The sequence below is a fragment of the Pseudomonas sp. S2_F03 genome, assembly GCF_054668335.1.
In genome coordinates this window covers 4,454,289-4,473,605 of sequence record NZ_CP162759.1, presented here as the reverse complement: position 1 = coordinate 4,473,605, position 19,317 = coordinate 4,454,289, and the positions used below count along the sequence as shown (strand labels likewise).

Annotated in this window: 19 protein-coding genes, 1 pseudogene and 1 riboswitch; of the genes and pseudogenes, 15 read left to right on the top strand and 5 right to left on the bottom strand. The window is 59.9% G+C overall.

What is annotated here, in order from left to right; translation table 11 throughout:
- The first annotated feature begins 16 nt into the window (after positions 1 to 16).
- On the top strand, positions 17 to 958 hold the full coding sequence (gene ygfZ / locus AB4N76_RS20895) for a CAF17-like 4Fe-4S cluster assembly/insertion protein YgfZ (protein WP_046029503.1): 942 nt from the start codon (positions 17 to 19) through the stop codon (positions 956 to 958).
- Between the two features lie 34 nt (positions 959 to 992).
- Entirely contained in the window at positions 993 to 1,814 is an 822-nt protein-coding gene (locus tag AB4N76_RS20890; RefSeq protein ID WP_046029500.1) for an HDOD domain-containing protein, read from the top strand.
- 56 nt (positions 1,815 to 1,870) lie between these two features.
- Here the strand turns inward: AB4N76_RS20890 and AB4N76_RS20885 are convergent, their stop codons facing one another.
- On the bottom strand, positions 1,871 to 3,259 hold the full coding sequence (locus tag AB4N76_RS20885) for a sensor histidine kinase (protein WP_109787395.1): 1,389 nt from the start codon (positions 3,257 to 3,259) through the stop codon (positions 1,871 to 1,873).
- Positions 3,252 to 3,923, bottom strand: coding sequence for a response regulator (locus AB4N76_RS20880; RefSeq protein ID WP_007944085.1), 672 nt, complete (start codon positions 3,921 to 3,923; stop codon positions 3,252 to 3,254). The genes AB4N76_RS20885 and AB4N76_RS20880 overlap by 8 nt, the downstream gene beginning before the upstream one ends.
- Before the next feature lie 237 nt (positions 3,924 to 4,160).
- Here AB4N76_RS20880 and AB4N76_RS20875 point away from each other — a divergent pair, with 237 nt between their 5' ends.
- The 7 genes from AB4N76_RS20875 (at position 4,161) to AB4N76_RS20845 (ending at position 11,832) form a co-directional block, all read left to right on the top strand.
- Entirely contained in the window at positions 4,161 to 5,450 is a 1,290-nt protein-coding gene (locus tag AB4N76_RS20875) for an OprD family porin (protein ID WP_460163457.1), read from the top strand.
- Between the two features lie 39 nt (positions 5,451 to 5,489).
- Positions 5,490 to 6,467: a Bug family tripartite tricarboxylate transporter substrate binding protein gene (locus AB4N76_RS20870; protein WP_046029492.1), complete on the top strand. Its 978-nt coding sequence runs from the start codon at positions 5,490 to 5,492 to the stop codon at positions 6,465 to 6,467.
- A 58-nt stretch (positions 6,468 to 6,525) separates the two neighbouring features.
- Entirely contained in the window at positions 6,526 to 6,984 is a 459-nt protein-coding gene (locus AB4N76_RS20865) for a tripartite tricarboxylate transporter TctB family protein (protein WP_460163456.1), read from the top strand.
- 1 nt (position 6,985) lies between these two features.
- Positions 6,986 to 8,500, top strand: coding sequence for a tripartite tricarboxylate transporter permease (locus AB4N76_RS20860; protein WP_046029488.1), 1,515 nt, complete (start codon positions 6,986 to 6,988; stop codon positions 8,498 to 8,500).
- Complete coding sequence (locus AB4N76_RS20855; protein ID WP_046029486.1) at positions 8,493 to 9,530, top strand: AbrB family transcriptional regulator; 1,038 nt, start codon at positions 8,493 to 8,495, stop codon at positions 9,528 to 9,530. The genes AB4N76_RS20860 and AB4N76_RS20855 overlap by 8 nt, the downstream gene beginning before the upstream one ends.
- 65 nt (positions 9,531 to 9,595) lie before the next feature.
- A complete protein-coding gene (locus tag AB4N76_RS20850; protein ID WP_052961881.1) occupies positions 9,596 to 10,972 on the top strand; it encodes an AAA family ATPase in 1,377 nt (458 codons plus the stop codon).
- Complete coding sequence (locus tag AB4N76_RS20845; protein ID WP_460163455.1) at positions 10,969 to 11,832, top strand: hypothetical protein; 864 nt, start codon at positions 10,969 to 10,971, stop codon at positions 11,830 to 11,832. The genes AB4N76_RS20850 and AB4N76_RS20845 overlap by 4 nt, the downstream gene beginning before the upstream one ends.
- A 51-nt stretch (positions 11,833 to 11,883) precedes the next feature.
- On the opposite strand, the gene ung is transcribed toward AB4N76_RS20845, so the two are convergent.
- Positions 11,884 to 12,576 carry a uracil-DNA glycosylase gene (ung, locus tag AB4N76_RS20840; protein WP_046029483.1) on the bottom strand — a complete coding sequence of 231 codons (693 nt, stop codon included), beginning with the start codon at positions 12,574 to 12,576 and terminating at the stop codon, positions 11,884 to 11,886.
- Positions 12,577 to 12,708: 132 nt separating this feature from the next.
- Here ung and AB4N76_RS20835 point away from each other — a divergent pair, with 132 nt between their 5' ends.
- Positions 12,709 to 13,821, top strand: coding sequence for an enoyl-CoA hydratase/isomerase family protein (locus tag AB4N76_RS20835; protein ID WP_077430738.1), 1,113 nt, complete (start codon positions 12,709 to 12,711; stop codon positions 13,819 to 13,821).
- Between the two features lie 51 nt (positions 13,822 to 13,872).
- On the opposite strand, the pseudogene AB4N76_RS20830 reads toward AB4N76_RS20835, so the two are convergent.
- Together AB4N76_RS20830 and AB4N76_RS20825 are read right to left on the bottom strand one after the other, a co-directional pair.
- Positions 13,873 to 14,360: pseudogene (locus tag AB4N76_RS20830) on the bottom strand (hypothetical protein).
- A gap of 168 nt (positions 14,361 to 14,528) precedes the next feature.
- The gene (locus AB4N76_RS20825; protein ID WP_460163454.1) at positions 14,529 to 14,795 is read right to left on the bottom strand and encodes a hypothetical protein; all 267 of its coding nucleotides are present in this window, start codon (positions 14,793 to 14,795) and stop codon (positions 14,529 to 14,531) included.
- Positions 14,796 to 15,078: 283 nt separating this feature from the next.
- A riboswitch (guanidine-I (ykkC/yxkD leader) is annotated at positions 15,079 to 15,179 on the top strand.
- 61 nt (positions 15,180 to 15,240) lie between these two features.
- On the opposite strand from AB4N76_RS20825, the gene AB4N76_RS20820 reads away from it, so the two are divergent.
- From AB4N76_RS20820 to AB4N76_RS20800, 5 genes are read left to right on the top strand one after another with little or no spacing between them, the layout of a single operon-like run.
- Positions 15,241 to 16,308: a putative urea ABC transporter substrate-binding protein gene (locus AB4N76_RS20820; RefSeq protein ID WP_460163453.1), complete on the top strand. Its 1,068-nt coding sequence runs from the start codon at positions 15,241 to 15,243 to the stop codon at positions 16,306 to 16,308.
- Positions 16,309 to 16,324: 16 nt separating this feature from the next.
- Positions 16,325 to 17,140 (top strand): ABC transporter permease, encoded by an 816-nt coding sequence (locus tag AB4N76_RS20815; protein ID WP_460163452.1) that lies wholly within the window; start codon positions 16,325 to 16,327, stop codon positions 17,138 to 17,140.
- The gene (locus AB4N76_RS20810) at positions 17,137 to 17,925 is read left to right on the top strand and encodes an ABC transporter ATP-binding protein (protein WP_460163451.1); all 789 of its coding nucleotides are present in this window, start codon (positions 17,137 to 17,139) and stop codon (positions 17,923 to 17,925) included. The genes AB4N76_RS20815 and AB4N76_RS20810 overlap by 4 nt, the downstream gene beginning before the upstream one ends.
- A 12-nt stretch (positions 17,926 to 17,937) precedes the next feature.
- The gene (locus tag AB4N76_RS20805) at positions 17,938 to 18,663 is read left to right on the top strand and encodes an urea amidolyase associated protein UAAP1 (RefSeq protein ID WP_109787387.1); all 726 of its coding nucleotides are present in this window, start codon (positions 17,938 to 17,940) and stop codon (positions 18,661 to 18,663) included.
- Positions 18,664 to 18,674: 11 nt separating this feature from the next.
- Positions 18,675 to 19,316: an urea amidolyase associated protein UAAP2 gene (locus tag AB4N76_RS20800; RefSeq protein ID WP_460163450.1), complete on the top strand. Its 642-nt coding sequence runs from the start codon at positions 18,675 to 18,677 to the stop codon at positions 19,314 to 19,316.
- Position 19,317 lies beyond the last annotated feature (1 nt).

Below are 19,317 nucleotides of genomic sequence, written 5' to 3'. Positions count from 1 at the left end.
TACCCTGCGATGACTCATGGCCGATTCTGCTTTTTTCTGCACCCTGTCTCACGAAGGCGTTCTCGCGGTCCGCGGCGTGGATGCTGGTAAATTCCTGCAAGGCCAATTGACCTGCAACCTCAATTACTTGAGCGATACCCAGGCTAGCCTTGGCGCACGCTGCACGCAAAAAGGCCGGATGCAGTCGAGTTTCCGCATCCTGCTGGAAAGCGACGGCGTTGTGCTGGCCATGGCCACCGAACTGCTGGAACCGCAGTTGGCCGACCTGAAAAAGTACGCCGTGTTCTCCAAATCCAAACTGACCGACGAAAGCGCCGCCTGGGTCCGTTTCGGGATCGACCATGGCGATACCGCGCTGAGCAGTCTCGGTCTTGAATTACCGGCAGACACCGACAGTGTCGTGCGTCACGAAGGCCTGATCGCCATCCGCGTCTCGCCGGATCGCGCTGAACTGTGGGTCGCCGCCGATCAAGCCGACGCAATCAAAGGCAAGCTGTCCACCCTGTTGGCCGAAGGCAATCTGAACCAATGGCTGCTGGGCCAGATCCGCGCAGGGATCGGTCAGGTCATGCCGGAAACTCGCGAGCTGTTCATTCCGCAGATGCTCAATCTGCAAGCCGTCGGCGGCGTGAGCTTCAAGAAAGGCTGCTACACCGGCCAGGAAATCGTCGCCCGCATGCAGTACCTGGGCAAACTCAAGCGTCGCTTGTATCGTCTGACCCTGGAGGCCAGCGAACTGCCGGCCCCTGGCACGCCGTTGTTTTCCCCGAGCCACGGCAGTTCCATCGGCGAAGTAGTCCTGGCTGCCAATGCTGAACACACCATTGAACTCCTGGCCGTGCTGCAAGCCGAAGCGGCCGAGGGCGGGGACATTCATCTCGGTGCCCTGGAAGGACCTGCACTGAACTTGCTCGACCTGCCTTACTCACTGGATCGCGATCTAGAAATCCAGCGCTAACCGCAGCATTTGTTGCAACACCTAGAGAAAAGAAATGAGCGATCTGGCGGAAAAGGTCCAACAGGATTTGGTTGAGGCCATCGATAACGATGACCTGGTTCTGCCAACGTTACCGGAAGTGGCCCTGCAGATTCGCAAGGCCGCTGAAGACCCGGAAATCAGTGTCAGCACCCTGAGCAAAGTGATTGGCCGCGATACGGCGCTGTCGGCGCGCCTGATCAAAGTGGTCAACAGCCCGCTGCTGCGCGCCACTCAGGAAGTGAACGACCTGCACACCGCCATCACGCGGCTGGGCATCAATTACAGCAGCAATCTGGCGATCGGCCTGGTGATGGAACAGATTTTCCACGCCCGCTCCGAGGTGGTCGCACAGAAAATGCGCGATGTCTGGCGCAAAAGCCTGGAAATCGCCGGGGTCAGCTATGCGCTGTGCCGCAGTTACACACAACTCAAACCCGACCAGGCGGCACTCGGCGGCCTGGTGCATCAGATTGGCGTGTTGCCGATTTTGACGTACGCCGAAGATCACTATGAACTACTGTCCGACCCGGTCAGCCTCAACCATGTGATCGACCACATTCACCCTTTGATCGGCGTAAAACTGCTCAAGGTCTGGGAGTTTCCGGAATTGCTGGCGAAGCTGCCGGGGATGTACCTGGACTTCAACCGTCAATCCGGGCAGGTCGATTATGTCGATCTGGTGCAAGTGGCCAGCCTGTACTGCCACAAGGACACCGACCATCCACTCGCAAAAATCGATGCGTTCAACGTGCCTTCATTCAAGAAGCTTGGGATTGATCCGCAGAACGAGGCGATGTGCAAGGAACTGGAAGAGTCGCGTTCGATGTTTTACTAGCCTATATAGCGAGGGGGGCTTACCTCCATTGCTCCCCTTCACCACACACGATGCGTTCACTCTCCTGCAATAAAACTCACCCGAACCTTCAATCCTGACGGTTCACCATCGTGCAGGCTGATCTGCGCCAAATGCGCACGGCAGATCTCGCCGACAATCGCCAGGCCCAGCCCCGACCCGGCCACCTGCTGATTGCGCCGGTAAAAGCGCTCGAACACTCGATCCCGCTCATCGACCGGAATCCCCGGGCCATCATCTTCGACCTCCAACACCGCCGGCGTCATGACCCGCAAAATCACATTGCCGCCCGACGGCGTATGAGCCAGGGCGTTATCCAGCAGATTACTCAGCAGCTCGTTCAACAGCGTCGGCTCACCGCGCAGCCACACCGGCTCGTCCGCTTCCAGTGCCAGGGCAACACCGCGCGCGTGGGCCAACGGCGCCATGGCCATGCCCAATTCGCGCGCCAACTGACTCAAATCCAGCAACTGGGCACCGCCCTCGGCAATCGCCCGGGCACCGTTTTCGACCCGAGCCAACGAGAGCAATTGGTTGGCAAGGTGAGTCAGGCGATCCGTGCCCTGGGCGGCGCTTTCCAGGGTGCTGCGCCAGGTTTCGGGTTCATTCGTGCGCAGGCCAAGCTCAAGGCGCGCCTTGAGCGCCGCCAGCGGCGTACGCAGCTCATGGGCGGCATCGGCGATGAACTGGGCCTGGCGCTCAAACTGCTCGCGCAACCGCTCGGTAAAGTGATTGAGCCCGCGCACCAGCGGCCACAACTCGCGCTGCACTTCCACCAACGGCAACGGTCGCAAATCGTCGGGCTGGCGCTCCTCCACGGCCGTGCGCAAGCGCTCCAGCGGACGCAACGCCGCACTCACCGCAAACCAAACCAACAGCAGCGCACCAATCGCCAGCATGCCAAGGCGCAGCAACGTGTCGGCGGCCAGACTGCGCGCCATGCTGACCCGCGCCTCATCGGTTTCCGCCACACGAATTTCCGCCATGCCATTCATGTTCGGCTCGCTGACCGGCTTGAGCAGGCTGACCACCCGCACGTTCTGCCCCCGATACGTGGCGTTGTAAAAACGTGCCAGCGCCGGGTAGTCATCAGTGCGAGGCGTTCCCGGAGGCGGCGCGGGCAGGTTCTCGTAACCGGAAATCAAATTCTGGTGGATGTCATTGACCAGGTAAAAAATGCGCCCGGCACTGTCGTAGGCAAACGTATCCAACGCCACGTAAGGCACGTCGGCGCTAAGCGTTCCATCACGCTGGGAGACACCTGCCGCGATCGTTCGCGCCGACGCCAGCAACGTACGGTCATAGGCGGTGTCGGCCGCTTCGCGACCATTCCAGTACGCACTCAAGCCGCTGGCCAGCATTAACACCACCAGCAACAGCGCAAGGTTCCACAGCAACCGCCAGCGCAGGCTGCTGGGCTTATGCATCGCGGCTTTCCAGCAAGTAGCCAAGACCACGGAAGGTCACGATGGCGACCGGCTGGCCATCGAGTTTCTTGCGCAAGCGATGCACATAGATTTCGATGGCGTCCGGGCTGGCTTCTTCGTCCAGACCAAACACCTGGGAGGCCAACTGCTCTTTGCTCATCACCCGACCCGGCCGGGCAATCAATGCCTCCAGGACAGCCTGTTCGCGCGAGGTCAGGGTCAGCAACTCTTCGCCCAGCGTGAAACGCCGGGTGTCCAGGTCATAGGCCAGCACACCGCAACGCTGCTGACGCTCACCGCCCAGCACACTGCGGCGCAACAGGGCTTTGACCCGCGCTTCGAGCTCGGTCAGTTCAAAGGGTTTGGCGAGGTAATCGTCAGCGCCTAGGTTCAGGCCATGAACCCGATCCTTGACGTCACTGCGAGCGGTCAACATCAGCACCGGCAGGTTTTTCCCCCGCGAACGCAAGCGCGCGAGCACTTCAAAACCATCCATGCGCGGCAGGCCGACATCGAGAATGGCCATGGCGTACTCCTCGCTGCTCAAGGCCAGGTCTGCGGCCACGCCATCGTGCAGCACATCCACGGTCAGCCCTGTGCTCTTGAGCGCCTGGGCGACACTTTCGGCTAACTGCAAATGGTCTTCGACGAGCAGAACACGCATGGATCTTTTCCTCATTCAGGGATGGTCGACGCCATTCTTTGGCGCGGAGTTTACAGCCGCAACCGCTGCTGTGAAGCCCGAAAACCGTGAAAGTCTGCTGAAAGGCTAGCGAAAGGTTAGCCCGTTAGAGTCGAGTCACGGACAGTTTCGACTGCCGTCGCTGCTGCCACACAGCGATCCGAAAAACGCCTCGAAGCGTTTTCGACAAATAAGAACAATAAACGGAGTACGACACCCATGCAGTCCTTGCAGACCCAGGCTCTTGCGCCTGCCCGCCTCTCCCGTTTCAGCCACACCGCGCTTGCCAGTGCCGCCGCTCTTGCCGGCTTTTCGCCGTTGAGCCAGGCTGCCTTCTTCGAAGACAGTACGGCAACACTTGAAACCCGCAACATGTATTTCAACCGCGACTTTCGCGATGGCACCAGCGTCCAGCAATCCAAGCGAGACGAATGGGCACAAGGCTTCATGCTCAATCTGCAATCGGGCTACACCGATGGCACCGTAGGGTTCGGGGTGGATGCATTGGGCATGCTGGGGATCAAGCTCGATTCGAGCCCCGACCGTACCGGCACCGGCCTGCTGCCGACCGATGACGGGCGCGCGGTTGGCGAGTACTCCAAGCTGGGCCTGACCGGCAAAGTGAAAATCTCCGCCACGGAACTGAAAATCGGCAGCCTGATTCCGGAAATGCCGATCCTCAAGCCCAACGACGGGCGCATCCTGCCGCAGACCTTTGAAGGCGGGCTGCTGAACTCCAAAGAGCTGAAGAACCTGAGCTTCACCGGCGGGCGTCTCGACAAAGCCAAGGATCGCGACAGCACTGACTACCAGGACATCGCCCTCAACAACAAGAACAGCCGTTTTGCCGGCACCGTCACCGGCAACCACTTCGACTTTGGCGGCGTGGACTACAAGTTCACCGACAAAATCACCGGCAGTTACTACTTCGCGCAACTCGATAACGTCTACAGCCAGCACTTCCTCGGCATGGTGGCCTCGGAAAAATTCGGCCCCGGCACTTTTGGCACCGACCTGCGCCTGGCCATCAGTGATGATGACGGCGAAGCCCGTGGCGGCAAGATCGACAACACCTCCCTCAATGGCCTGGTGAGCTACGCCTTGAGTGGGCACAAGTTCAGCGCCGGTTATCAGCACATGTCCGGTGACAGCGCGTTCCCTTATGTCGATGGCGCCGACCCTTACCTGGTCAACTTTGTACAGATCAACGACTTTGCCGGTGCCGAAGAACGCTCCTGGCAAGCACGTTATGACTTCGACTTCGTCAGGCTCGGCATTCCCGGCCTGACCTTCATGAGCCGTTACGTGAGCGGTGACAACATCAAGCTCAAGAACGGTGACGAAGGCAAAGAGTGGGAACGCAACTCCGAGATTAAATATGTAGTACAAAGCGGCGCTCTCAAGGATGTCGCCGTGCGCCTGCGTAATGCCACCTACCGCTCCAACTACTCCGCTCGCGATGCCGACGAAGTGCGTCTGCTGGTGAGCTATAGCGTTGCCCTTTGGTAATTCAGCACGTCCATAACAACAACTCCCAAGGAGACTTGAATGAACCTATCAATGCGTAAAGTTGCTCTCGCCGCCAGTTGCATGCTGTTTGCCGGTCAACTGATGGCCGAACCCAAGCGTCCGGAATGCATCGCCCCGGCCTCGCCGGGCGGTGGTTTCGACCTCACGTGCAAACTGGCGCAGAGCGCGCTGGTCAACGAAAAACTGCTGACCAAACCGATGCGCGTGACCTACATGCCCGGCGGTGTCGGCGCGGTAGCGTACAACGCGGTGGTCGCCCAGCGTCCCGCCGATGCCGGCACGCTGGTGGCCTGGTCCAGCGGTTCGTTGCTGAACCTGGCCCAAGGCAAGTTCGGGCGTTTCGATGAAACCAACGTGCGCTGGCTCGCCGCCGTTGGCACCAGCTATGGCGCCATCGCGGTTAAAAGCGATTCGCCTTACAAGACTCTGGACGACCTCGTTCAGGCGCTGAAAAAAGATCCGAGCAAAGTGGTGATCGGTTCCGGCGGCACCGTCGGCAGCCAGGACTGGATGCAAACCGCACTGATCGCCAAGGCCGCCGGAATCAACCCGCGTGACCTGCGTTACGTGGCGCTCGAAGGCGGCGGTGAAATCGCCACCGCCCTGCTCGGCGGCCACATCCAGGTCGGCAGCACCGACATCTCCGACTCCATGCCGCACATCCAGAGCGGCGACATGCGCCTGCTCGCCGTGTTCGCCGAAAAGCGTCTGGACGAGCCGGAAATGAAAGACATCCCGACCGCCAAAGAACAAGGCTACGACATTGTCTGGCCAGTGGTTCGCGGCTTCTACCTCGGGCCAAAAGTCAGCGACGAAGACTACGCCTGGTGGAAAGCTGCCTTCGACAAGCTCCTGGCTTCCGAAGACTTCGCCAAGCTGCGCGATCAGCGTGAACTGTTCCCGTTCGCCATGACCGGCCCGGAACTGGACACCTACGTGAAGAAGCAGGTAGCGGACTACAAAGTGCTGGCCAAAGAGTTCGGCCTGATCCAGTGATCGCCTCTGTCTAGCGGCTGCGGCCCCGTTTCGCGGGGTCGCGGCACAGGAGTTTCCCATGCTCTTACAACGCATTTTTGCTGCGGCGCTGTTGCTGGCCTGCGCTGGCCTGGCGCTGATGGCGTGGCCGTACCAAGCGGCATTTTCCTACGAACCGGTGGGGCCTCGGGCCTTTCCACTGTTGATGCTCGGGCTGATGGGCCTGGCGCTGCTGTACATGGTATTTCGTCCGGCGCCGATCAAACATGACGACGATGCACCACCGATGGACCGCGAAACCTTGACCAAAATCGGTATCTGCGTCGTGTTGCTGTTGGTATTCGCCGGCACCTTCGAACCCTTGGGTTTCATTGTCGCCAGCACCTTGATCGGTATCCCGATGGCGCGCCTGTACGGCGGCCGCTGGTTGCCCAGCATCGTGATCATCACGCTAATGGCCGTCGGCCTTTATCTGCTGTTCGACAAGTTGATGGACGTGCCGCTGCCGCTTGGCGTGCTCGACGTTCTGGAGAACTGATATGGATACTCTTGGCTATTTGGGTCAGGGTTTCGGCGTTGCGCTGAGCCCGTACAACCTGGTGACTGCCCTGTGCGGCACCCTGATCGGCACCGTCGTTGGCCTGTTGCCGGGCCTGGGTCCGATCAACGGCGTGGCGTTGTTGATCCCGATCGCATTCGCCCTCGGCCTGCCACCGGAATCGGCACTGATCCTGCTGGCGGCGGTTTACCTGGGCTGCGAATACGGCGGGCGGATCAGCTCGATCCTGCTGAACATTCCCGGCGAAGCCTCTACCGTCATGACCACCCTCGACGGCTACCCGATGGCCCGCAAAGGCCTGGCCGGTGTCGCACTGTCGTTGTCCGCGTGGAGCTCGTTCATCGGTGCGTTCATCGCCACCTGCGGCATGGTGCTGTTCGCCCCGCTGCTGGCGAAATGGGCGATTGCCTTTGGCCCGGCGGAATACTTCGTGTTGATGGTGTTCGCCATTGTCTGCCTGGGTGGCATGGCCGGTGACCGACCGCTGAAAACCTTTATCGCTGCGTTGATCGGTCTGTTTCTGTCGAGCGTCGGTATCGATGCCAACAGCGGCGTGTACCGGTTCACCGGGGACAACATCCACCTGACTGACGGCATTCAATTCGTGGTGTTGGTGTTGGGGCTGTTCTCTATCAGCGAAATCCTCCTGCTGCTGGAAAAAACCCATCATGGCCAGGAAGCTGTGAAAGCCACCGGCCGCATGATGTTCAACTTCAAGGAAGCCTCGGCAGTGTTCGTGGTGAACCTGCGTTGCGGCGTGCTGGGCTTCATCATGGGTGTGTTGCCGGGGGCCGGCGCAACCTTGGCCAGCGCCGTGGCCTACATGACCGAGAAACGCATCGCCGGGGCCAAAGGCACGTTTGGCCAGGGTGATATGCGTGGCCTCGCGGCACCGGAAACCGCCATCGGTGGCGCAGCATGCGGCGCTCTGGTGCCAATGCTGACCCTCGGCGTTCCGGGGTCGGGCACCACGGCGGTGATGATCGGCGCTCTGTCGCTGTACAACATCACGCCGGGGCCGCTGCTGTTCCAACAGCAACCCGACATCGTCTGGGGCCTGATCGCCTCGTTGTTCGTCGCCAACATCATGCTGGTGATCCTCAACATCCCGATGATCCGCATCTTCACCCGCATCCTCGCCGTGCCGAACTGGGCGCTGGTGCCGGTGATCGCAATCATCACCGGGATTGGCGTCTACGCGGTGCACGCCACCACGTTCGACCTGTTCCTGATGATCGGCATCGGTATCTTCGGCTACATCCTGCGCAAGCTGGATTTCCCGCTGTCGCCGATCCTGCTGGGCTTCATCCTCGGCGGCCTGATGGAACAGAACCTGCGTCGCGCCCTGTCGATTTCCAACGGTGCACTGGAAATCCTCTGGTCCAGCCCGATCACCTTCGGTTGCTGGGTCCTGACCGCGATCATGCTGCTGATGCCACTGCTGCGGATCTGGCGCAAACGTTCGGCCGCTCAGCGCGCGATCGCCGATGTCTGATCGAACACCGCTCAAAGCCTGGTGGGGAACACCGCTGGTCGGTCTGCTGGGCGGTTACCTCGCCAGCCAGATCGGCTGGCCGCTGCCATGGATGGTCGGCTCGTTGCTGGCGATCATCCTGGTGCGCTGCCTGACGCCCTGGCAATTGGCGGAAATCCCTGGCGGCCGCAAGTGCGGCCAGTGGATCGTCGGAATCGGGATCGGCCTGCACTTCACCCCGGTGGTGATGGAGCAGGTACTCAGTCACTTCGGCTTGATCTTCTTCGGTGCGTTGGTCACCAGCCTGTCCGCCGTGGTCGGCGTATGGTTGATGCGGCGTACCGGTGAGGATCGCGCCACCGCATTTTTCTCCAGCATGCCCGGCGGCTCCGGCGAGATGGTCAACCTCGGCGCGCGCAATGGCGCAGTGCTCAGTCGCGTGGCGGCAGGGCAAAGCCTGCGGGTGCTGGTGGTGGTGCTGTGCGTACCGGCAGCCTTCAAATACTTGCTGGGTGACGGCGCGCCGGTGTTGCACGCAACGGCCGTCGACTGGCGGTGGCTGGCCTTTTTATTCCCGGCAGGCGCCCTGGCGGCGTGGCTCTGGGAGCGTTTGCGTCAACCCAACCCATGGTTGTTCGGGCCGTTGCTGGTGAGTGCGGCGGTGAGCATCGGTTGGGATCTGCATATCGGTTTGCCACACGGCGGCAGCCAGATCGGCCAATGGCTGATTGGCAGCGGCCTGGGTTGTCACTTCAACCGTCAGTTTTTCCGGCGCGCGCCTTCCTTCATGGGCCGAACCTTGATCGGCACAGTGCTGACCATGTTGATTGCCACGGCGGCTGCCTTGGGGTTGAGTGCGTTGACTCATCTGGATCTGCGTTCATTGACGTTGGGCATGATGCCCGGCGGGATCGCGGAGATGAGCCTGACGGCAGAGACCCTGCAATTGTCAGTACCGCTGGTAACGGCGATGCAGGTGATGCGGTTGTTGTTTGTGTTGTTTCTGGCCGAGCCGTTGTTCAAATACTGGAACCGCGAGAGCATGCCTTAGCGGAGGCTTGTGATACCCGCCAGGAAAGAGTTTGCTACCATCTCTGCTTCGGGAGAGGTGATTAGATGCACATCAGCAAACTACAGATAGAAAACTTGCGGTCTTTCGAGAAGGCCACCCTTGAATTCAATCTGCCGGGCACCAAAGACCTCCAATACCCTAACGTCAACGTATTGCTGGGGGACAATGGTCTCGGCAAGACCAGCATTCTAAAAGCTGTTGCACTTGCGGTACTCGGACCGTTGCTGAGCGGCAACTCTGGTTTTGTACCTGAAGGCTTGATCCGGCGTGCTCCGGCGAAGATCGCCGGTAAGGTCAACCTCAAGAAAAACACAGCCATTCTGACCGCCGACATCATCTCGACCGTAGAAGAACGACCGCTGAAAGCTGCGACGGACCTCATGCCCGAAACGTTTTCAGTGAGTACCGAAGTCCGCACGGTCAGCTCGGTAGAGCGGATGAGCTGGCATATGTCGCCAAAGAGCGCGGATGAAACGATCGAGGCGATGCAGCTCGATGAAAAAAGCCCGGCCTTTTTCATTGTCGGATATGGAGCTACCCGCCGTGTGGAAGCATCCGCACGGGTGGATGAAAGTGCCCGAACCCGATCCCGTCTACGTCGTTACGAACGCGTTGCAGGCCTTTTCGAAGACCACCTGACGCTCATGCCGCTGTCTTACTGGCTGCCGGCCTTTTCCGTGGAAAACAAGGGCCGTTACAAGCAAGTTATCAATCTGATCAATGAACTGCTGCCACCGGCCTGCCAAATTCAAACGCAACCAACGGGCCGTGAACACTTGTTCGAAATGAACGGCATCGTTCTGCCCTTCCGCGCCTTGTCTGATGGTTACAGGGCCTATATCGGCTGGATCGGCGACATGCTGTTCCACGTCTGTAAAGGTATCGCCAGTGGCTTGAAACTGAGAGAAATGCGCGGCGTGATCATGGTCGATGAAATCGATCTGCACCTGCATCCCGAATGGCAGCGCAGCGTAGTGCCCACACTGGCCAAGGCACTCCCGAATGTTCAGTTCATCCTGACGACCCATAGTCCGTTGGTCGTCGGCTCATTGATGTCGCAAAACCTGTTTGTGCTGGCAGAGGAAAACGGCTCGACCATTGTCAAGCGGCTGCCCGAACATGTGCGTGGGAAAAGCGCCGAGCAAATTCTGCTGTCGCCCTACTTCGGCCTTGATAGCACTCGGGCGGCGCCCGTGGCGGATAAGCTCAACGAACTGGCTCGCCGAGCGGTGTCGGGCAATGTTAAAGCCTCTGTCGACTACCTGAGAGTGCTCGCCGAAGGCATGTCCTTCGAAGACATGGCAAAACCGCAAAAGGTCCAAGTGGCCACTGCTCGTGTTCGACGCCCGCGCGCTGTCAAAGCCAAGCCTGAAGTTGTTGCTCAACCGCAGCGCAGTAAGCAGGCAGAGTCCAAAGAATGATTCGTTACCCCATTTCGGAAGCTGAGCTGATTGCATTAATCAACGGCAAAAAACCGAACTGGTTGGGTCGTGCCCAGCAGCGAACCCAGCACTACGTCGATGCGGGCGGCTATACCGATGACTCGGACTTCTGGGGAGAAATCAAACAGGTCTACATTACGCTGCAGCACGAAAAATGCGCGTACTGCGAGACCAAGCTTCAAGGCGCGGTATTGGCGAGCAAAGTCCATGAAGTGGAACACTATCGCCCCAAAAGCGAAGTCAAGACCTGGCCCAATCACAACGTCGAGCACTGGAAAAAATTCAAACCTGCCTGGACGACTGGTGCAGGCAGCAAAGTCGGGTATTACAAGCTCGCTTACCATCACTTGAACTATGCCATTGCCTGCACCCGCTGCAACTCCACGCTCAAGTCGAGCTACTTTCCGATTCGCGGCAATCGCGACACTCAGAACGGCGATCCGGCGGACATGCAGGATGAGTCGGCGCTGTTGCTCTATCCGGTTTCAATGACCGACGCCGACGACCCTCAAGACATCATCACCTTCAATGGCGTGCTAGCCGTTCCGAAACACAACTCCGGCCCCGCCTATGAACGTGCAGTCACCAACATCGAGTTCTTTCAGCTTAACCATGAGGACCTCACTTCACGCCGGGCCGAAGAAATCAGGACATGTTGGCTAGCACTGCAAATGTCGAGAAACGTCCCGCAAGACAAGCAAATGTATGACGACACAATCGCATTGATGTGCAGCCCTGAAAGTGCATTCAGTTCATGTGTGTCCGCCTTTTTTTACTCAGTCAAACCGATTATCCAGTGGCGGAAACAATGGCCAGATTCATCATCAAGGCGCTGTTAACAAAACAACCGCTGACGCCCTGATTTATTGCCTACGCGAAACCGAAACCTCTCAAACTGGCGGCAACCGCCACTCAATCGGCGTCTCGCCATTCTGCTCAAGAAACTTGTTGGTGCGGCTGAAGTGTCCACATCCGAGAAAACCGCGATAGGCCGACAGCGGTGACGGGTGCACCGAGGTCAGCACCAGATGCTTGGTGGCATCGATCAGCTTCTGTTTGCTCTGGGCATGGGCGCCCCACAGCATGAACACCAGGTGCGGTTGCTGCTGGCTGACCACTTCAATGATCCGGTCCGTGAAAAACTGCCAGCCCTTGTCCTTGTGCGCGTTAGCGTTGGCGCGCTCCACGGTCATGGTGGTGTTGAGCATCAGCACGCCTTGGTCGGCCCAGCTCTGCAAATAGCCATGGTTGGGAATATCGATGTTCAGGTCGCGTTTCAATTCCTTGTAGATGTTTACCAGCGACGGCGGCGCCGGCACACCCGGTTGCACCGAGAAGCACAAGCCGTGCGCCTGGCCCGGGCCGTGATACGGGTCCTGACCGAGGATGACGACCTTGACCTTGTCCAGCGGCGTAGAGTTGAGTGCGTTGAAAATCATCGGGCCCGGTGGATAGATCTCCTTGCCCGCCGCGCGCTCCTGTTGCAGGAAATTACGCAACTCTGCCATGTAGGGCTGGTCGAATTCGGCACGCAGTGCCTCCTTCCAGCTCGGTTCGAGTTTGATACGGTCGTCAGCAGTCATGGTTACATCCGGCAAAAACAATGGGGCGAACCCTAGGAAAGCCCATCACGCTTGTCAATTGATCTGACGCACATCCGGCACTTTCCCACACAGCGATCATACTTAACCCTCAAATTCCCGATCGAGGTCACGATGAATCTGCACTTCGAAGAACTCACTGGCACCGACGGCGCTCGCATCGGCGTCGCCAGCCTCGATGCCGAAAAATCCCTCAACGCCCTGTCCCTGCCGATGATCAACGCCCTGCGCGATCAAATGGACGTCTGGGCCAAAGACCCGCAAGTTGTCTGCGTGTTGATGCGTGGCAACGGCGCCAAGGCATTCTGTGCCGGCGGTGAAGTGCGCAGCCTGGTGGAGGCCTGTCGCGCCCATCCCGGGGAGGTGCCACCGCTGGCCGCGCACTTCTTTGCGGCGGAATATCGCCTGGACTTCAAACTGCACACCTACCCGAAACCGTTGATCTGCTGGGGCCATGGTTATGTGCTCGGTGGCGGGATGGGGTTGTTGCAGGGTGCGAGTATCCGGATTGTCACGCCAAGCAGTCGGCTGGCGATGCCCGAGATCAGCATCGGCTTGTACCCGGACGTCGGCGCCAGTTGGTTCCTGTCGCGGCTGCCCGGCAAGCTCGGATTGTTTCTGGGCCTGACCGGCGCCCATATGAACGGGCGCGATGCAATCGACCTGGACCTGGCCGACCGCTTCCTGCTCGATGAACAACAGGAGGAGCTGATCGAAGGGTTGCTGCAATTGAACTGGCAGGAACAGACGCCGATGCAGCTCAACAGTTTGCTCAAGGCCTTGCAGCAAGAAGCGGTTGCGCAACTGCCCGAAGCCCAGTGGCTACCGCGGCGCCAGCGCATCGACGAACTTTTGGACGTCAGTGATGTGAGTTGCGCCTGGAAAGCCATCAGCCTGCAACGCGACAGCTCCGACCTGCTGCTCAATCGTGCCGCAAAAACCATGAGTGAAGGCTCGCCGCTGACCGCTCATCTGGTCTGGGAGCAAATCGCCCGGGCCCGGCACCTGTCGCTGGCTCAGGTTTTTCAGATGGAATACACCATGAGCCTCAACTGCTGCCGACATCCGGAGTTCAGCGAGGGCGTGCGCGCACGGTTGATCGACAAGGATCAGAAACCGCACTGGCACTGGCCGGACATCAACAACGTGCCGGATGCCGTGGTGCAGGCGCACTTTCATAAAGTCTGGGAAGGACGGCACCCGTTGGCGGATTTGTCGGAATACTGAAATCCGGGCATAAAAAAAGCGGCGCTTGATGCGCCGCTTTTGTTTGAGCGATTACCGGTTGCCGCCTCGGCCCATGTGATCGCCGCGCCCGTCGTGATGGCGTCCACCCCCTCGATTGTCATTATCCCAGCCTCCTCGGCTGCCATTGTTCCAGTTACCTTGGTTACCTTGGTTACCTTGGTGGTCATTATTCCAGCCACTTCGATGATGACCGTCCCAGCCCTGATTCTGATGAGACCGGTAATAGCTCCGGGATTGGTAATAGCGCGGGGCCGGTTGATAGACGCGCGGCTGATAGTAATAACGCGGTGTTGGCTGGTAATACCGCGCGGGGGCGCGTAGTACCGGGGCGGTGGCGAGTAATAACCACCGCCACCTGAATAGTAGGAACTGCCACCAGCGTAATAGGCGGGTGCAGGCGAGGTATAACCATCTGAATAGTAGCTGTCTCCTCCATCGGAATAGGGCACGCACGCACCAAGAGACAATCCCGATAAAGCAATCAGCAGAATTTGGCGGAGCTGTTTTCGACAGAGCATGGCGGCCTCCTGGACCGCGAGTGAGCCGTACCAGCGACGCTGGCAGGCGGCAGTCAATTATTCGGTGACTGTCGAAAGATCAGACCTCCGTTTCCTGAATCTGGTGCGTTCACGAAACAGATTGAAACATCTGTCCGATGAAAGGTTTTTCATCTATTCACACCCTGATTAATGGTGCCCGCCGTGATATCCACCGCCGTAATAACGCGAGCCGTGACCGCCGTGATAGCCGTGGTTGCCGTGGTTGTAGTAGCGATAACCCCCGTAATAACGCGGGCCGTAATAGCCGTGGTAGTAGTAAGGCGAGTAGTAATAAGGCGAGTAATAACCGGGGTAGTAATAAGGTGCGCTGTAGGCATCGTAAGGGTCTGCGTAGTAGTAGCAGCCAGACACCCCCAGACCGAGCAACACATAGAACACGATTCGACGCAGCATGACGGCCTCCGAAAAGACCCGGGACAGCAGCCGACAATGGCCGGCTGACACTGCTTTTGACTGAGAATCCGCCATCAAGTGCTGTGCCGCAAAATCCTTCAGATCAGCGGGCGATGCGTCCCATTGCGGTGCAATCGCGCACCATCACAAGGCAACCGTAAGCCTCTTTTCCGACGCGGCTACGCGCCATCCCCCACGTTAGAGCGCTCAAGACGAGTTGGCACGCCTCTCGCTTTAGCAACTGCGTGCAGGAGTTCATCACAGGTTCGCGGCACCACAATTTGCAATGGCTGACTAGGGTTCCGGCTCGCTTGTGCGAGTGGCTGGTCCGAGAGTTGGCGACCTCCAGTTGAGGTTACACGGCGGGACAAAAGCCCGGGAGACAAGCCACCGTTCGCGGTGCCGCGTTGACTCCTGCCCGCCCCTGATCAACTGGAGAACCACCATGTCCCAGCTTCGTATACCCGCCCTGCTCGCCGCTGCGTTCGCAGCTTTCGTGAGTCTCTCGTCCCAGGCCGCCCAGAAAGACCACTTCAGCGTCTGCTGGACGATTTACGCTGGTTGGATGCCGTGGGAATACGCCGGCAGCCAAGGCATCGTCGACAAATGGGCAAAGAAGTACGGCATCAAGATTGATGTGGTGCAGCTCAACGACTACGTCGAATCGATCAATCAGTACACCGCCGGCCAGTTCGACGGTTGCACCATGACCAACATGGACGCGCTGACCATTCCGGCCGCCGGCGGCGTCGACAGCACCGCGCTGATCGTCAGCGACTTCTCCAACGGCAACGACGGCATCGTGCTCAAGGGTGATGGCAAGAAAATCACCGACCTCAAGGGCATGGACGTCAACCTCGTCGAGCTCTCGGTTTCCCACTACCTGCTGGCCCGCGCGCTGGATTCGGTCGACCTCACCGAGAAAGACCTGAAAGTGGTCAACACCTCCGACGCCGACATCTCGGCCGCCTTCAACACCGAGCAGGTCAACGCCGTCACCACCTGGAACCCGATGCTCTCGGACATCAAGGCCAAGCCTGACGTGACCGAAGTGTTCAACTCCAGCCAGATCCCCGGCGAGATCATGGACATGATGGTGGTCAACAGCGCCACCCTCAAAGACAACCCGGCCCTGGGCAAAGCGCTGACGGGTGCCTGGTTCGAAGTCGTCGAGTTGATGAACGCGAAAAACGCCGCCAGCAAAGCCGCGCTCGAACACATGGCCAAGGCGTCCGGGACCGACTTGCCGGGTTTCCAGGCGCAACTCGACACCACCAAATTGTTCGCCACGCCCAAAGAGGCCCTGGACTTCTCCACCAGCAAGCAACTGCCGGAAACCATGCGCAAAGTCGCCGAGTTTTCGTTCCAGCACGGCTTGCTCGGCGAAGGAGCCAAGGACACCAGTGCTGTGGGCATGGCGTTCGCCAACGGCGTGACCAGCGGCGACAAGTCCAACCTCAAGCTGCGCTTCGACCCGACTTACGTGCAGATGGCTGCTGACGCCAAGCTGTAATCACGAGGAGCTGGCCATGCGCCTGATCAATCGCCACCCGGATCGCCCGAGTCGCCTGTTGCTGGTGATCCTGCCGTTCGCCCTGGTGCTGTTCGCCTACTTCATGGGCTCGGCCGAGCGGCTGATGGACAACCCCAACGACAAGCTGCTGCCGAGCGCCGTGCAGATGACCGATGCAGTGAAGCGCCTGGCCTTCGTGGCCGATGCACGAACCGGCGAATACCTGCTCTGGCAGGACAGCGCCTCCAGCCTGCGTCGGTTGGCCATCGGCCTCGGTATCAGCGCCCTGGCCGGGCTGTGCCTGGGCATGGCGGCCGGGACCCTGCCGCTGTTCGGCGCGCCGTTGTCACCGTTGTTGACGGTGCTGTCGATGGTGCCACCGCTGGCCATCCTGCCGATTCTGTTCATCGTCTTCGGGCTGGGGGAATTGTCGAAAGTGATGCTGATCGTGATCGGCATCACCCCGGCCCTGGCCCGTGATCTGGAACAGCGCGCCCGGGAAATTCCCGTGGAGTTGCTGATCAAGGCCCAGACCCTTGGCGCCTCGACCTGGACCCTGATGCTGCGCGTGGTGCTGCCGCAACTGTTGCCGCGCCTGCTGATCTCGATGCGGCTGATGCTCGGCTCGGCGTGGTTGTTCCTGATCGCCGCCGAAGCCATCGCCTCCACCGACGGCCTCGGCTATCGGATTTTCCTGGTGCGCCGTTACCTGGCGATGGACGTGATCCTGCCTTACGTGGTGTGGATCACCCTCCTCGCCTGGCTGATGGACTGGGGCCTCAAGCGCCTGACCCAGCGTGCGTTCCCTTGGTATGAAGGAGCACGCGCATGAGCTTCATCACGGTGAAAAACGTCTGGCAGCAATACGCCGATCAGGTGGTGCTCGAAGGCCTGCACCTCAACGTCAACGAGGGTGAATTCTGCACCCTCGTGGGCGCCTCCGGTTGCGGCAAATCGACCTTCTTGCGCCTGTTGCTCGGCCAGGAACGCGCCAGTCGCGGCGAGATTCTGCTCGACGGCCAAGCCCTGGCCGGCGAGCCGGATTCGAGCCGTGGCGTGGTGTTCCAGCACTACTCGGTGTTCCCGCATTTAACGGTGCTGGACAACGTCATCCTCGGCCTCGAACTGCCGCGCTCGCCCCTGCTCGGACGCCTGTTTGGCAGCGCCAAACGTGACGCTCGGGAACAGGCCGCGGTGTTGCTGCACAAAGTCGGCCTCGGTCATTCGCTGGACAAATACCCGGCGCAATTGTCCGGAGGCATGCAACAACGGTTGGCCATCGCCCAGGCGCTGATCATGAAACCGCGCGTGTTGCTGCTCGACGAACCCTTCGGCGCACTCGATCCGGGCATCCGCAAAGACATGCACGCCTTGCTGCTGGAGCTGTGGTGCGAGACGCAACTGACGGTGTTCATGGTCACCCACGACCTGTCCGAAGGTTTCAGCCTCGGCACGCGCCTGCTGGTGTTCGACAAGGTTCGTGTCGACCCGCACGCCCCCGGCGCCTATGGCGCACGCATCACCTACGACATCCCTTTGAACAGCGACCGCCGCGCCACCCGCGCCGCCGTCGACGCCCTGCCGATGCCGCTGGCAGGCACGCTTCGTACCGCTTAGAGGAATCTGCAAATGACTGATTCGACCTTGCTGTTCACGCCCTTCGCCGAAGAATTGCTGCCCGGTGGTGGCCACCGTTCGTTCGTGTTGAAACGCGGCCAACTGCTGCGCCTGACCGATCTGCGCGGCGGGGCCAACGTCAGCCTGACGCTGCTCAACGCCAACGAAAAAACCGAACGCCTGAACCTGCCTGACAGCCTCAAATGCCAACACACCGCCAAGCTCACTCGCTGCCATTGCCTGTACTCGGACATGGGCCGCGTACTGGCCGCCATCACTGCCGACACCTGCGGCTGGAGCGACAGCCTCGGCGGTGTGCTCTGCGCTGAAGAAGTCGCCGAAAAATACGGCGCGGGGCGCTATCAGGAACTGCGCAACGGCTTCTTCCGCAACGGCACTGACAACCTGCTGGTGGAACTCGGCAAGTGGGGATTGGGCCTGTCGGATTTGCTGATGACCCTCAACCTGTTCAGCCGCGTCGATGTCGACGAAGCCGGGCGCTTCCACTTCGTCGAGGGCAACTCACGGGCCGGCGACTACATCGAGTTGTACGCGCCGATGGACACATTGGTGGTGCTCACGGCCCTGCAACACCCGATGGACCCATCGCCTGAATACGCGCCAAAACCGCTGAAGCTCAGCTGGATGAACGCCGACGCCAGCGTTGCCGAACACTGCCGCACCTCGCGCCCGGAAAACGAGCGCGGCTTCATCAACACCGACCGTTTGTTCGCCTGAGGATCGCTGCCATGTCACTCGCAATCGCTACCGTTCATAACGAACCCGACACCGCGATCTACCGCGCCACCATCCCCGCCGGCGAACCGTGGCTGATGGAGGTCAAGGCCGGACAGACCTTGCGCATCCTCGACCTGGAAGGCAACCAGGCCGTCGACACCTTGTTCTACAGCGTCGCCAATCCCAAGGAACGCTACGACGTGCAACGCACGCTGCGTCGGCAAAACAGCGTGTACCTGAGCACCGGCAGCTTGCTGTATTCCAACCTCGGCAAACCGATGCTGACCATCGTCGCCGACACCTGCGGCCGTCACGACACCCTCGGCGGCGCCTGCGCGCAAGAGAGCAACACCGTGCGCTACGCCCTGGAAAAACGCTACATGCACAGCTGCCGCGACAACTACCTGCGTGCCTGCGTCCACGACGGGCGACTGGGCAAGGGTGACATCGGGCCGAACATCAACTTCTTCATGAACGTGCCGGTCACGGCGGACGGCGGGCTGACCTTTGAAGACGGCATTTCGGCGCCGGGCAAGTACGTCGACCTGCGGGCCGAGATGGACGTGATCGTGCTGATTTCCAACTGCCCGCAACTGAACAACCCGTGCAACGCCTACAACCCGACCCCTGCGGAGCTGCTGGTATGGAACTGAA

What these genes read in the sequence shown, in the direction of transcription:
- AB4N76_RS20835 (WP_077430738.1), top strand. Translation starts at nt 12,709, where the DNA reads ATGAATCTGCACTTCGAAGAACTCACTGGCACCGACGGCGCTCGCATC.
- AB4N76_RS20850 (WP_052961881.1), top strand. Translation starts at nt 9,596, where the DNA reads ATGCACATCAGCAAACTACAGATAGAAAACTTGCGGTCTTTCGAGAAG.
- AB4N76_RS20880 (WP_007944085.1), bottom strand. Translation starts at nt 3,923, where the DNA reads ATGCGTGTTCTGCTCGTCGAAGACCATTTGCAGTTAGCCGAAAGTGTC.
- AB4N76_RS20805 (WP_109787387.1), top strand. Translation starts at nt 17,938, where the DNA reads ATGACTGATTCGACCTTGCTGTTCACGCCCTTCGCCGAAGAATTGCTG.
- AB4N76_RS20815 (WP_460163452.1), top strand. Translation starts at nt 16,325, where the DNA reads ATGCGCCTGATCAATCGCCACCCGGATCGCCCGAGTCGCCTGTTGCTG.
- AB4N76_RS20870 (WP_046029492.1), top strand. Translation starts at nt 5,490, where the DNA reads ATGAACCTATCAATGCGTAAAGTTGCTCTCGCCGCCAGTTGCATGCTG.
- AB4N76_RS20865 (WP_460163456.1), top strand. Translation starts at nt 6,526, where the DNA reads ATGCTCTTACAACGCATTTTTGCTGCGGCGCTGTTGCTGGCCTGCGCT.
- AB4N76_RS20820 (WP_460163453.1), top strand. Translation starts at nt 15,241, where the DNA reads ATGTCCCAGCTTCGTATACCCGCCCTGCTCGCCGCTGCGTTCGCAGCT.
- AB4N76_RS20845 (WP_460163455.1), top strand. Translation starts at nt 10,969, where the DNA reads ATGATTCGTTACCCCATTTCGGAAGCTGAGCTGATTGCATTAATCAAC.
- AB4N76_RS20885 (WP_109787395.1), bottom strand. Translation starts at nt 3,259, where the DNA reads ATGCATAAGCCCAGCAGCCTGCGCTGGCGGTTGCTGTGGAACCTTGCG.
- ygfZ (WP_046029503.1), top strand. Translation starts at nt 17, where the DNA reads ATGGCCGATTCTGCTTTTTTCTGCACCCTGTCTCACGAAGGCGTTCTC.
- AB4N76_RS20890 (WP_046029500.1), top strand. Translation starts at nt 993, where the DNA reads ATGAGCGATCTGGCGGAAAAGGTCCAACAGGATTTGGTTGAGGCCATC.
- ung (WP_046029483.1), bottom strand. Translation starts at nt 12,576, where the DNA reads ATGACTGCTGACGACCGTATCAAACTCGAACCGAGCTGGAAGGAGGCA.
- AB4N76_RS20800 (WP_460163450.1), top strand. Translation starts at nt 18,675, where the DNA reads ATGTCACTCGCAATCGCTACCGTTCATAACGAACCCGACACCGCGATC.
- AB4N76_RS20875 (WP_460163457.1), top strand. Translation starts at nt 4,161, where the DNA reads ATGCAGTCCTTGCAGACCCAGGCTCTTGCGCCTGCCCGCCTCTCCCGT.
- AB4N76_RS20825 (WP_460163454.1), bottom strand. Translation starts at nt 14,795, where the DNA reads ATGCTGCGTCGAATCGTGTTCTATGTGTTGCTCGGTCTGGGGGTGTCT.
- AB4N76_RS20855 (WP_046029486.1), top strand. Translation starts at nt 8,493, where the DNA reads ATGTCTGATCGAACACCGCTCAAAGCCTGGTGGGGAACACCGCTGGTC.
- AB4N76_RS20810 (WP_460163451.1), top strand. Translation starts at nt 17,137, where the DNA reads ATGAGCTTCATCACGGTGAAAAACGTCTGGCAGCAATACGCCGATCAG.
- AB4N76_RS20860 (WP_046029488.1), top strand. Translation starts at nt 6,986, where the DNA reads ATGGATACTCTTGGCTATTTGGGTCAGGGTTTCGGCGTTGCGCTGAGC.